Source organism: Streptomyces sp. AP-93, from assembly GCF_022808175.1.
Taxonomy (GTDB): domain Bacteria; phylum Actinomycetota; class Actinomycetes; order Streptomycetales; family Streptomycetaceae; genus Streptomyces.
Window position 1 is genome coordinate 649071 of the sequence record NZ_JALGBX010000001.1, and the last position, 11732, is coordinate 660802.

At 72.1% G+C, this 11732-nt stretch carries 11 protein-coding genes and 2 pseudogenes; 10 read left to right on the forward strand and 3 right to left on the reverse strand.

The genetic code is table 11. The annotated features are described in order from the left end of the window. The first annotated feature begins 132 nt into the window (after positions 1-132). The gene (gene hsaA / locus MTF69_RS03070) at positions 133-1302 is read left to right on the forward strand and encodes a 3-hydroxy-9,10-secoandrosta-1,3,5(10)-triene-9,17-dione monooxygenase oxygenase subunit (RefSeq protein ID WP_243330372.1); all 1170 of its coding nucleotides are present in this window, start codon (positions 133-135) and stop codon (positions 1300-1302) included. Beyond that, on the forward strand, positions 1299-2159 hold the full coding sequence (hsaD, locus tag MTF69_RS03075) for a 4,5:9,10-diseco-3-hydroxy-5,9,17-trioxoandrosta-1(10),2-diene-4-oate hydrolase (RefSeq protein WP_243330375.1): 861 nt from the start codon (positions 1299-1301) through the stop codon (positions 2157-2159). The genes hsaA and hsaD overlap by 4 nt, the downstream gene beginning before the upstream one ends. Before the next feature lie 11 nt (positions 2160-2170). Here the strand turns inward: hsaD and MTF69_RS43650 are convergent. Further along, positions 2171-2266: pseudogene (locus tag MTF69_RS43650) on the reverse strand (hypothetical protein); the annotation flags it as partial. Here MTF69_RS43650 and MTF69_RS03080 point away from each other — a divergent pair. From MTF69_RS03080 to MTF69_RS03090, 3 genes are read left to right on the forward strand one after another with little or no spacing between them, the layout of a single operon-like run. Continuing rightward, entirely contained in the window at positions 2251-3156 is a 906-nt protein-coding gene (locus tag MTF69_RS03080; protein WP_243330377.1) for a VOC family protein, read from the forward strand. The pseudogene MTF69_RS43650 and the gene MTF69_RS03080 sit on opposite strands and share 16 nt — an antisense overlap. Continuing rightward, positions 3144-3722, forward strand: a complete 579-nt coding sequence (locus MTF69_RS03085) for a flavin reductase family protein (RefSeq protein ID WP_243330378.1) — start codon at positions 3144-3146, stop codon at positions 3720-3722. Before MTF69_RS03080 ends, MTF69_RS03085 begins: the two co-directional genes overlap by 13 nt. Next, the gene (locus MTF69_RS03090; RefSeq protein WP_243330380.1) at positions 3719-5410 is read left to right on the forward strand and encodes an FAD-dependent oxidoreductase; all 1692 of its coding nucleotides are present in this window, start codon (positions 3719-3721) and stop codon (positions 5408-5410) included. Before MTF69_RS03085 ends, MTF69_RS03090 begins: the two co-directional genes overlap by 4 nt. A 272-nt stretch (positions 5411-5682) precedes the next feature. On the opposite strand, the pseudogene MTF69_RS03095 reads toward MTF69_RS03090, so the two are convergent. Beyond that, positions 5683-5772 (reverse strand): annotated as a pseudogene (locus MTF69_RS03095) (hydrolase); the annotation flags it as partial. A gap of 328 nt (positions 5773-6100) precedes the next feature. Further along, positions 6101-6994 (reverse strand): hypothetical protein, encoded by an 894-nt coding sequence (locus MTF69_RS03100; RefSeq protein WP_243330382.1) that lies wholly within the window; start codon positions 6992-6994, stop codon positions 6101-6103. A 143-nt stretch (positions 6995-7137) separates the two neighbouring features. Here MTF69_RS03100 and MTF69_RS03105 point away from each other — a divergent pair, with 143 nt between their 5' ends. The 5 genes from MTF69_RS03105 to MTF69_RS03125 all read left to right on the forward strand — a co-directional run bounded on the left by MTF69_RS03105 (position 7138) and on the right by MTF69_RS03125 (position 11659). After that, positions 7138-7920 carry a serine protease gene (locus tag MTF69_RS03105; protein WP_374321990.1) on the forward strand — a complete coding sequence of 261 codons (783 nt, stop codon included), beginning with the start codon at positions 7138-7140 and terminating at the stop codon, positions 7918-7920. A 298-nt stretch (positions 7921-8218) separates the two neighbouring features. Further along, a complete protein-coding gene (locus MTF69_RS03110; protein WP_243330384.1) occupies positions 8219-8878 on the forward strand; it encodes a response regulator transcription factor in 660 nt (219 codons plus the stop codon). A 643-nt stretch (positions 8879-9521) separates the two neighbouring features. Next, positions 9522-10748: a sensor histidine kinase gene (locus MTF69_RS03115; RefSeq protein ID WP_243330385.1), complete on the forward strand. Its 1227-nt coding sequence runs from the start codon at positions 9522-9524 to the stop codon at positions 10746-10748. Positions 10749-10841: 93 nt separating this feature from the next. Beyond that, positions 10842-11426, forward strand: a complete 585-nt coding sequence (locus tag MTF69_RS03120) for a DUF2975 domain-containing protein (RefSeq protein ID WP_243330386.1) — start codon at positions 10842-10844, stop codon at positions 11424-11426. Then, a complete protein-coding gene (locus MTF69_RS03125; protein WP_243330388.1) occupies positions 11426-11659 on the forward strand; it encodes a helix-turn-helix transcriptional regulator in 234 nt (77 codons plus the stop codon). Before MTF69_RS03120 ends, MTF69_RS03125 begins: the two co-directional genes overlap by 1 nt. Positions 11660-11732 lie beyond the last annotated feature (73 nt).

An 11732-nucleotide genomic window follows, 5' to 3' on the forward strand; every position in this document is an offset into this window, starting at 1 on the left:
GAGCGTCGGAGAACTTCCGAGGAGCTTCCCGCTCAGCGGGAACAGCTCGTTCCGCACCCCGCACCACCCGGCGTACGTTCCTCGCCATCGATCCCGAACACCCGAAGATCCTTGATCTGAGAAGGGGACACCATGAGTGACGAAGAGGTCCTCGCAGCGGTCCGCGCCCTCGCCCCCGCCCTCCGCGAGCGCGGCGCAGAGGCCGAAAGCCTGCGCAAAGTCCCCGAGGCGAGCATCAAGGAACTCGCCGCCACCGGCTTCTTCCGGCTGCTCCAGCCCAAGGCCCACGGCGGGTACGCCGCCGACCCCGCCGTCTTCTACGCCGCCGTCAAGGACATCGCCAAGGCCTGCGGCTCCACCGGCTGGGTCGCCTCCGTCGTCGGCGTCCACCCCTGGCACGTCGCCCTCTACGACCCCCGCGCCCAGGAAGAGGTCTGGGGCCAGGACCGCGACACGCGGATCTGCTCCTCCTACGCCCCCACCGGCAAGGTCACCCCGGTCGACGGAGGCTTCACCCTCAGCGGCCGCTGGCACTTCTCCTCCGGCTGCGACCACGCCGACTGGGCCCTGCTCGGCGGTCTGGTCACCGACGCCGAAGGCCGCCCCGTCGACATGCGGACCTTCCTGATCCCGCGCTCCCAGTACCGCATCGACGAGGTCTGGGACACCGTCGGCCTGCGCGGCTCCGGCTCCAACGACATCGTCGTCGAGGACGTGTTCGTCCCCGAACACCGCGCCCTCAGCTTCGGCCCCGTCACCGCCCTCCAGGTACCCGGCCACCGCCTCAACCCCGAGCCGCTCTACCGGCTCCCCTACGCCTCCGTCTTCACCACCACCATCTCCACCCCCATCGTCGGCATCGCCGAAGGCGCCTACGAGGACTACGTCGCCGCGACCCGCGAACGCTTCCGCATCTCCTACGGCCAGCAGGTCGCCGAGGACCCCTTCGCGCAGGTCCGCATCGCCCGCGCCGCCAGCGACATCGACGCCTCCTGGCTCCAGCTCCAGCGCAACATCTCCGAGCTCTACTCCCTCGCCGAACGCGGCGAGGAACTCCCCACGCCGCTGCGCACCCGGGCCCGCCGCGACCAGGTCCTCGCCACCGAGCGCTGCGTCGCCGCCGTCGACCTCCTCATGGAGAACGCGGGCGGCAGCGCCATGCGCACCGGCCCCAACCCCGTGCAGCGCGCCTGGCGCGACGTCCACACCGGGCGCGGCCACGCCGCCAACGACCCGGAGCGGGCCCTGGTCCTGTTCGGGCAGGGCGCACTCGGCCTCGACATCCAGGACACCATGCTGTGAGCGCGCAGGGATTCACGTACGAGAACACCTCCCGCACCGCCAAGGCCGGCGGGATGGCCCTGCACTACCACGAGGCGGGCCCCCAGGACGGGCCCGTCGTGATCATGCTGCACGGCGGCGGGCCCGGCGCCTCCGGCTGGTCCAACTTCGGCGGCAACCTGCCCCACTTCGCCGAGCGCTTCCGCACCCTGCTCGTCGACCAGCCCTGCTACGGCCGCTCCGACAAGCCGGAACCCGACCGCGACTACTTCGGCTTCAGCGCGAACGCCGTGCTCGCCCTCATGGACGAACTCGGCATCGAGCGGGCGCACTTCATCGGCAACTCCCTCGGCGGAGGCACCGCCACCCGGCTCGTCCTGGACCACCCCGAACGCGTCGGCAAGCTCCTGCTCATGGGCCCCGGCGGGATCTCGCTCAACCTCTTCTCCGCCGACCCCACCGAAGGCATCAAGCGGCTCTTCGAGTTCAGCCTCGCCCCGGAGCCCACCCGCGAGCAGATGCGGACCTTCCTCACCACCCTCGCCCACGACCCGGCGATCGTCACCGACGCCCTCGTCGAGGAGCGCTACGCCCAGGCCACCGACCCCGAAGCCAGGCTCGGCAACGCCCGCATGGGCGCCTCCTTCGCCAAGTGGCCCGAGGCCGCCATGCTCTGGCGCGAAGCGCACCGCATCAGCCGCCCCGTCCTGCTGACCTGGGGCCGCGAGGACCGCGTCAACCCGGTCGACGGCGCCTTCCTCGCGCTGAAGACCATCCCCGACGCCCGCCTGCACGTCTTCCCGCACTGCGGGCACTGGGCGCAGACCGAGGCCGCCGACGAGTTCAACCGCCTCGCCACCGACTTCTTCCTCCACTGACCCACAGCTGACCCCACAGCTGATCCCACCGCTGATCCCACAGCTGATCCCACAGCTGATCCCAGCACCGATCCCACCGGGGAGTTCCCGCATGGACATCCGCGCACTCGGCTACCTCCGCATCGAGACCGCCGACCTCGCCGCCTGGCGCACCTACGTCCTCGACATCCTCGGCATGGCCGAAGCCGCAGGCACCACGGACACCCGCCTCAACATCCGCATCGACGACCGCACGCACCGCTTCCAGTTCGTCGCCGGCACCCAGGACCGGCTGCTCGCCGCCGGCTTCGAAGTCGCGAACGCCCGCGCCCTCGAAGACGCCGCCGCCGCACTGGAGGCCGCCGGCCACCCCGTCAAGCAGGGCGACGCCGAGACCCTCGCCGACCGCCGCGTCCAGGGCCTGATCCACTGCGAGGACCCCAGTGGCAATCCCCTGGAGATCTACTGGGGCCAGGCCCAGGACCACACCCCGCTCGCAGCCCGCTACGGCAACCGGTTCGTCACCGGCGGCCGCGAGGGCGGCCTCGGCCTCGGCCACGTCGTCCTGCCCGCCGCCGACACCGAGGCCACCCTCGACTTCTACGAGAACCTCCTCGGCTTCCAGCTGCGCGACTCGATGCGGCTGCCCCCGGTCGCCGTCCCCACCGGCAAGCCCGGCCAGGACTTCTACTGGATGCACTTCCTCAGCCCCAACCGCCGCCACCACAGCCTCGGGCTCTACCCCGGCGCGCTGCCGCCCGGCATCGTCCACTTCATGGTCGAGCTGGAGACCCTCGACGACGTCGGCTACTGCCTCGACCGCATGAACCGGGCGGGCATCCCCATCGCCTCCACCCTCGGCCGGCACTCCAACGACCACATGGTCTCCTTCTACGCCCAGGCCCCCGGCGGCTTCCAGGTCGAGTACGGCTGGGACGGCCTGCTCGTCGACCCCGCCACCTGGACCGCGAAGGAGATCACCGCGGACAGCTTCTGGGGCCACCAATGGAACGGCTGACCGGCCCCGCCGCGGGCGCGGTCGACCCGGCAGTCCCGGTCGCCTCCGGAATCCCGGCCTCCGGAACCCCGGTCGACCCCGCAGTCCCGGTCGACCCCGCCCTGTTCCGCGAGGTCCTCGGCGCCTTCGCCTCCGGCATCACCGTCGTCGCGGCCGTCGCGGACGACGGCCGCCCGGCCGGGCTGGCCTGCCAGTCCTTCGCCTCCCTCTCCCTCGACCCGCCGCTGGTCCTGCTCTGCGTGGGCAAGGGCTCCTCCAGCTGGCCCAAGGTGCGGGCCGCCGGCCGCTTCGGCGTCAGCATCCTCGCCGAGGACCAGCGCGCCGTCTGCGAGGCACTCGGCCGCCGCGGCGAGGACAAGTTCGCGGGCGTCGACTGGGAACTCTCCGCCCACCGAGCCGTCCGCGTCACCGGCGCCCTCGCCACCGTCGACTGCGCCCTCGAAGAGGTCCACGAGGCGGGCGACCACTACCTCGTCACCGCCCGGGTCCTCGAACTGAGCGCCAGCGACGGCGGATCACCCCTCCTCTACTACCGCAGCGCCTACGCCACGGGAGCCTTCGGATGACCACCGAGCCCGCCACCGAGCCCGCCACCGAGCACCTCACCGAACACGCCTACGACGTGGTGGTCGTCGGCTCCGGCGCCGCCGGATTCGCCGCCGCCGTCACCGCCCGGCTCCGGGGCCTGAGCGTCCTCGTCGTGGAGAAGACCGACACCTACGGCGGTTCCACCGCCCTGTCCGGCGGCGCGATCTGGGTCCCGGGCAACTTCCACCTCGACCGCGCCGGCCTCGCCGACACCCGGGAGAAGGCCCGCGCCTACCTCGACGCCACCGTCGGCGACCGGGTCCCGGCCGCGCGCAAGGACGCGTACCTCAGCCACGGGCCGCGCATGGTCAGGGAGTTCCACGACCGCACCGAGATCCGCTTCATGTACACCCCCGGCTACTCGGACTACTTCCCCGAGGAGCAGGGCGGCATGGCGCAGGGCCGCTCCATCGAGCCGTGCATCGTCGACTTCAAGCGGCTCGGCGAGCTCGGCGCCTCCATGCGCCGGGCCGGACTGCCCACGTACGGGCTGACCATGACCTCGTACGACTTCCGCTTCCTGAACATGGTCAGCCGCACCTGGGCGGGCAAGAAGACCTCCGTCAAGGTGGGCCTGCGCGCGGTCAAGGCCCTGGCCACCCGCCGCAAGCTGCTCTCCCTCGGCGAGGCGCTCATCGCCCGCATGCGGCTCTCCCTGGACGCGCTCGGCGGCGAACTGTGGCTGTCGGCGCCCCTGACCGGCCTGGTCACGGACCCGGCCGGCCGGGTGACGGGCGTACGGGTCCTGCGCGCCGGGCGCGAAGTGACCGTAGCGGCGCGGGGCGGGGTGGTACTGGCCTCGGGCGGGTTCTCGCACGACCAGGCACTGCGCGAGAAGCACCTGCCCGCGCCCACGTCCACGGCCTGGACGCACGCCTCGGAGGGCCAGACCGGCGATGCCCTCACGCTCGGTGAGGAGCTGGGGGCCGCCACCGACCTGCTGGACAAGGTCTGGGGCGCGCCGTCGGTGTGCCCGCCGGGGGAGAAGCCCTTCTTCCTCGTCGCCGACCGGGGCATCCCCGGCATGGTCATCGTCAACGAGGCGGGGGAGCGCTACGCCAACGAGGCCCTGCCATACCACGCGTTCGTGGACCGGATGTACGCCGCCGACCGGCCCGACGCCAGGACCGTGCCGTCCTGGCTGATCCTGGACGCCCGCTCCAAGGCCCGGTACATCTTCGCCGGCCTCTTCCCCGGGCAGCCCTTCCCCAAGAAGTGGCTGGAGAGCGGCTTCCTGAAGAAGGCCGACACCGTGGAGGAACTGGCCCGGCAGATCTCCGCCCCCGCCCTGCCCGCCGCGATCAGCCGCTTCAACTCCTTCGCCGAGGTGGGCACCGACAAGGACTACGGGCGCGGCGAGAGCGTCTACGACCGCTACTACGGCGACCCGACGCTGCCCAACCCGAACCTGGCGCCGATCGAGAAGGGCCCCTTCTACGCGGTCCCCGTGCACCCGGGGGACATCGGCACCAAGGGCGGCCTCGTCACGGACACCGACGGCCGGGTGCTCCGCGAGGACTCCACACCGATCCCGGGGCTCTACGCCTCCGGCAACTGCTCGGCGGCGGTGATGGGGGAGACCTACCCCGGACCGGGCGCGACGATCGGCCCCGCGATGGCCTTCAGCTGGGCCGCCGTCAACGCGATCGCCGCCTCGCTGGGCTAACGGGCATTCCGTGATATCCGGTACGATCGCCAAGTCCCGTAAGGGATAGGGCGATAGGACGCCCTGTGGGAGTCAACCGCATTGTGTCTGTCCCCGGCTTGCCGGTACGGATCGCGCGGCAGCACGATGTTTGAGCCGTGCCTCTGCTCCCCGAATGCCGGACCAGCGCCCTGAGCGACCCCGGATGAGCCGCCCTCGGGCGACCACGCCGGACAGCCCAGGAACCGCCCCGGCTGCAATCCGTCATCCCCACAGGAGCAACGGATCAAGTCTTAGGAGAGCTTGCCGTCGTAGTCCGGCAGCTTGGCGGTCCGCTCAGCGTGGCCGCTGACGAGGTCGCTCCGGTTGTTGCCGACCGGGGCGGGCCGCGTCGATCACGGCGGCGAGGTCGTGCTGCCAGGTGGCGCTGTCGATGCCGAGGATCGCCACGTTGCCGCCGGGGGCGGAAGCGGTGACGGCCGTGACGGCGGACTGACGGGGGCCGCCTGGGCGGCGGTGGCCGGAACCAGGGCCAGTACGGCTGCGGCTACGGCCACTGCGGCGGCAGTGGTACGGGTGCTGCGCATGGGGGACGCTCCTCGATCACGTGTTGGCATGTACGTGACCAGGCTGGAGATCGTCCGTCCTCATGTCTACTGGCTGGTAAGTAACTTTTCATGGCCGCGCGGTGAACCTCCGTCACGCGCCGGCCTAGGTGTCGCAGTCCAGCACCGCGCGGCACAGTCCGCAGCGGGCCCGCACCGGACCGCGGCCCGCCGGCAGCCGCAGCCGCTGGCCGCACACCGGGCACGGGAAGCTCACCCGCAGCCCGCCCGGGTCCTCCTCGAAGCCGTACGCGGCCCCGGGCGGGGCGGCCCCGGTCCGGCGGGCCGCCGCGTACCGGAGCCGCTCCCGGCGGCCCGCGGCCGCGAGGGGGGCCCGGCGCAGGTCCCGGTCGGCCAGGGCGCGGCCGCGCACGTACGCCTCGTAGGCCTGCGGACTGGTGAACCACGCGGAGAGGTCCTCGCCGCCGAGGAACCGGCCGCGCTTGGCGAGGACGTAGCCGAACTCCTCCGGGGTGAGGTAGCCGAGCTTCTGGTGGGTGAGCTCGTCCTCCCGGTAGGCGTCGAGCAGCAGCCAGCCGGTGCCCAGGCAGGCGGCGGCGGTGTCGGTGAGGATCTCGTTGCCGAGGGTCGTGGGGAAGCGCAGGTCCAGGCGGTGCAGCAGTACGTGCGTGACTTCGTGGGCGAGGGCGGCCGCCAGGTCGCGGCGGTGGACGCGGAAGCGGTCGTTGACCTCGACGAAGTACTCGGGCCCGGCGGCCAGTTCCACGGTCGCCGCCTCCTCCATCGCCCGGAAACCCACGATCAGGCGCGCGTCGGGCAGCCGCAGCGCGCGGACCATCGCGGAAGCCACCCGGTGGGCGCCGAGGTACAGGTCCTCGGAGGCGGGGAAGGCCGCGTCGGCGGGGGCGAAGGCGGTGTCGTAGGCGCGGATCCCGTCGGCGGACAGCCGCCGGAACAGCGCGGTGACGGCCGCGCGGACCGTCTCCAGGTGAGGAAATCCGTGCTCGATCGGGCTGCTGCGCCGACCGTTGTGCGTCATGGGGCACCTCCGGCCGGAAGTTGTCCGAAAACGCGTTCTTGATGGGCCCGGTGCGAGCGGTGTGTCATGTCCCCGTCACCCATGCGGTCTGTCCCACCCGTCATGCGGTGACGCGCACGGCCCAACCCCCCACGAAAGGCAGTGTGTCGACTGTGTCCAGCCTCGTCACCACCCTCAAGCGCGCCCTCGCCGTCGGAGCGGTGGCCCTCGCGGCCGTCAGCCTCCAGCCCGGCACCGCCACCGCCGGCACGGCGCCCGTCGTAGGCGGAACGCCCGCCGCCCAGGGTGAGTTCCCCTTCATGGTCCGGCTCTCCATGGGCTGCGGCGGCGCCCTCTACACCCAGCAGATCGTCCTCACCGCCGCCCACTGCGTGAACGGCTCCGGCAACAACACCACCATCACCGCCACCGCCGGAGTCGTCGACCTGCGCAGCTCCAGCGCCATCAAGGTCAAGTCCACCAAGGTCCTCCAGGCCCCCGGCTACAACGGCACGGGCAAGGACTGGGCGCTGATCAAGCTCGCGCAGCCCATCAACCTGCCCACCCTCAAGATCGCCGAGACCAAGGCCTACGACAACGGCACCTTCACCGTCGCCGGCTGGGGCGCCACCCGGGAAGGCGGAGGCCAGCAGCGCTACCTGCGCAAGGCCACCGTCCCCTTCGTCTCCGACGCCTCCTGCCAGGCCTCCTACGGCAGCTCCCTCGTGCCCGCCGAGGAGATCTGCGCCGGATTCGACGCGGGCGGCATCGACACCTGCCAGGGCGACTCCGGCGGCCCCATGTTCCGCCGGGACAACACCAACGCCTGGATCCAGGTCGGCATAGTCAGCTGGGGCGAAGGCTGCGCCCGCCCCGACTACCCCGGCGTCTACACGGAGGTCTCCACCTTCGCCGCAGCGATCAAGAGCGCGGCCGCCACGCTCTGACGGCTCCCCGCTCCTGCTGCCGTCCTCCCAGTTCCCCTCCTCCCTGTTGCCCTCCTCCTCCCGGCCCATCTGACAGGGGCCGGAAGAACGAGGCGCAATGCCCCACATGTCCGTAAGGTCGACCGCAGTACCGTGAGGCCGGAACGACGCCGTTCCGGCCTTGCGGCATGCTCCCGGCGGTCTGCTGTGCGGTTGCGGGCCGAGGCGCCCGCAGGTCCCATGGAGAGATCCCACCGGGTGGGAATGCCGGGGAAGCCGGGACGGCACAGGCAACGGGCGACAGTGGGGCAGGCGGCGCATGACGATCAGAGTGATCATCGCGGACGACCAGGAGATGGTCAGGACCGGCTTCCGGATGATCCTCGAAAGCCAGCCGGACATCGAGGTGGTCGCCGACGTCGTCGACGGCGAAGCTGCCCTCGCGGCCGTCGCCGAACACCGGCCCGACGTCCTACTCCTCGACATCCGCATGCCCAAGCTCGACGGGCTCGAAGTCACCCGCCGGCTCTCGGGCCGCGAAACCCCCCGCATCGTCATCGTCACCACCTTCGACCTCGACGAGTACGTCCACGCGGCGCTCCGGGGCGGAGCGTCCGGCTTCCTCCTCAAAGACGCGAGCCCGGCCATGCTGGTTGAAGCGGTGCGGGCGGCAGCCGTCGGGGACTCTCTCGTCTCACCCGCCATCACCGTACGGTTGCTGCGCGAAATGGCCCACCGCACCCCGGCCGCCGCCGCGGCCGCCCGCCGCCCGGCGGAGCCCCTGACGGACCGGGAGCGCGAGGTCGTACGCTGTCTCGCGCGCGGGCTGACCAACGCCGAGATCGCGGGGGAGCTCTTCGTCTCCCTCTCCACGGTCAAGACCCACCTGGCCAACGTCCAGGCCAAACTGGACGCCCGCAACCGCGTGGAAATCGCCGCCTGGGCCTGGGAAAGCGGCCTGGCAGGCACCCCGGCGTGACCCACCCCCACCCGACCGCCCCCGACCACCCCCCAACCGCCGCGGGGCAGCCCCAGCCGTGCCGACGTCCGGGTGCCGGGGGGCGGAACCCGTCGTGCCGGTGTTCGCGTACCGGGGGCCAGACCCCGCCGCGTGGGTGTTCGGGTGCCGGGGGGCGGAAGCTGCTGTGTCGGTGTTCGGGTGCCGGGGGGCAGGATCGGCCTCGGCGCCCTTCGCTGGGCGCCGGGCAGAATCAACCCCTTCGCCGTTCGGGCGCAGCCCGCGAGAATCAGCCCCGTCAGCGTTCACGCACCGCCGGGCAAAATCAGCCCCGCCGGCGTTTGAGGCGCGGGGTCTGGGGCGGCGCCCCAGGAAGCCGGCGCACGCCGTCCCCGACGACACCGGCCACCACGGGTACGGGCACGGGCAGCGCCCCGGCGAACCACCGCCCCCAGCTGCGCCAAAGCCCCCACACCCCCGGCGGAGCCGCCCGGCCCCCGGGCGGAGCCACCCGCGCTGAGCCCCGTACCACCGGCGGAGCCACCCGCGGGGAGTCCCGTACCACCGGCGGAGCCACCCGCGGGGAGTCCCGTACCACCGGCGGAGCCACCCGCGAGGAGCCCCGTACCACCGGCCGAGCCGCCCACAGGCCCAGGGGCGCGGCATGAGCCCCCTGGGGCCATGGGCCCGCCGCCACCCCTACGCCGCGGACTGGATCCGCATCATCCTCTCCGTCACCCTCCTCGCCCTCGTCACCTTCGAGGGCGTCGTCCTCGCCCGCCAGCCCAGCACCCCGCACGCCGCCGTCTGGGTGTCCGGCATCCTCGTCTGCCTCAGCGCCGCGCCCTGGCCGGGCATCCCGCTCCTCGTCCGCGCCTGGTTCGCCGCCGCCGTCACCTGGACCGTCACCCTCTCCCTGATCTTCGGCAACCACCCCCTCGTCGTCTGGGGCGGCGGCGAAGCCATCGCCCTGCTCGTCCTGCTCACCCAGGTCCTGCTCCGCGCCCCCGCCCGCACCGCCGCCGTCCTCGGACCCCTCCTCGCCCTCGGCTGCATGTCGGTGCCCGTCCGCGACGCGGACCCGGGCCGCTTCACGCTGCTCTTCTCCGTGCTCGCCGTCGTCGTCACCGCGTACTCCCTGCTCCTGCGCCTGCAGTCCGTACAGCGCGTCCGCGAACTGCGCGCCGTACGCAGCGCCGAGCGCCTGGAGCTGGCGCGCGAGCTGCACGACCTCGTCGCCCACCACGTGACGGGGATCGTCGTCGAGGCGAGGGCCGCCCGCTACACCAAGGTCTCCGCCGAACGCGCCGGCGAGATCTTCGGCCGCATCGAGACCGCCGGGGACGAGGCGCTCGGCTCCATGCGCCGCCTGGTCAAGATCCTCCGCGAGGGCGCCGCGGACACCGACCCGGAGACGGGCAAGGGCACCGGCAAGACAGCCGGCAAGACAGCCGGCAAGGGCACCGGCAAGGCAGGCGGCTCCGCCGGCACGGCCCCCGTCGCCGGCCTCCGGGAGATCCGCGAGCTGACGGAACGGTTCGCCGCCACCGGCCCGCCCGTCGTCCTCTATGTGGAGGAGGGCCTGGAGGCCCGGCTCCCCGCCGACGTCGCCGCCACCGCCCACCGCATCGTCCTCGAAGCCCTCACCAACATCGGCAAACACGCCGCCACCGCCACCGCAGTCCGGGTCGGCCTGCGCACCGTCCCGGCGGGCCTGGAGGTCCGGATCGCCGACGACGGCGGCCGCCCCGCGAAACTCTCCGAGAACGCCCGCGGCGGCGGCTACGGCCTCGTCGGCATGGCCGAACGCGCCGAAGCCCTCGGCGGCTCCCTCACCGCCGGCCCCGCCCCGGAAGGCGGCTGGCTGGTCACGGCGCTCCTCCCTCTCTGACCTCTCCGACCTCTTCGACCCTCACCCCACTTGTCGATTATCGATATGGCCCGCTAGTCTCCGGCATATCGAAAAACGATAGGGGGGAACGCGGTGAACACGCGATTCACGAAAATCCTGGCCACCCTGACCTTTGGGCTGGCGATGCTCTGGGGGCTCACCTTCATCGGCACGGCCGTCTCACACCTGACCGACGACGGAGCGGTCTGCGTACAAACCGGCTTCTGGGCCAACGCCACCCTGGAGGGCGGCCTGCCGGTCGGCCAGGGCGTGGACGCCTCCAGCAGCGCCGCGCGGCTCTGCCAGAACGACCCCTCGGCCGCGCAGCGCGCCGCCGACCTCGGGGGCCAACTGCCCTGGCTGCTGTTCGCCTCCCTCGCCCTGCTGCTCTTCTCCCGGCTGCTCGATGCCGTCGTGTCCCAAGGGCCCTTCACCGACAAGATGGCGCGACGGCTCACCGTCCTCGGCTGGTTCGTCACCCTGGGCACACCGCTCGCGGGCCTCGTCGTAGGCTGGTCGCAATCCTGGCTCGCCGCCAGCATGGTGCCCATGGAGATGTCCGGACCGACGGTCTCCGAGCCGCAGGTGCTCATCCTCGCCGGCCTCGCCGCCGTCATCATGGGGAAGATCATGCGCGAGGGCGTGCGCATGCGAGAGGACCTCGAAGGGACCATCTGATGCCCGATGAGGAAATCCACGCGATCCGGATCCACCTCGACCGCGTCCTCGCCGAGCGCGGCATGACGCTCACCGAACTGTCCGCACAGGTCGGCATCACCGTCGTCAACCTGTCCGTGCTCAAGAACGGCCGGGCCAAGGCCATCCGCTTCTCCACCCTGTCCAGGATCTGCGACGTCCTCCAGTGCCAGCCCGGAGACCTGATCACCCACGACCCCGCCCAGCCCCACTAGATGATTGATTCCGTGGTCAGTGGTCGTAGGCGGTCAGTGATCGGATGACGGGTCCGCCGGTCTTGTGGTTGTG

Excerpts from the sequence above, each read along its gene's own strand:
- hsaA (WP_243330372.1), top strand. The coding sequence starts at position 133 with ATGAGTGACGAAGAGGTCCTCGCAGCGGTCCGCGCCCTCGCCCCCGCC.
- MTF69_RS03080 (WP_243330377.1), top strand. The coding sequence starts at position 2,251 with ATGGACATCCGCGCACTCGGCTACCTCCGCATCGAGACCGCCGACCTC.
- MTF69_RS03085 (WP_243330378.1), top strand. The coding sequence starts at position 3,144 with ATGGAACGGCTGACCGGCCCCGCCGCGGGCGCGGTCGACCCGGCAGTC.
- MTF69_RS03090 (WP_243330380.1), top strand. The coding sequence starts at position 3,719 with ATGACCACCGAGCCCGCCACCGAGCCCGCCACCGAGCACCTCACCGAA.
- MTF69_RS03100 (WP_243330382.1), bottom strand. The coding sequence starts at position 6,994 with ATGACGCACAACGGTCGGCGCAGCAGCCCGATCGAGCACGGATTTCCT.
- MTF69_RS03110 (WP_243330384.1), top strand. The coding sequence starts at position 8,219 with ATGACGATCAGAGTGATCATCGCGGACGACCAGGAGATGGTCAGGACC.
- MTF69_RS03115 (WP_243330385.1), top strand. The coding sequence starts at position 9,522 with ATGAGCCCCCTGGGGCCATGGGCCCGCCGCCACCCCTACGCCGCGGAC.
- MTF69_RS03125 (WP_243330388.1), top strand. The coding sequence starts at position 11,426 with ATGCCCGATGAGGAAATCCACGCGATCCGGATCCACCTCGACCGCGTC.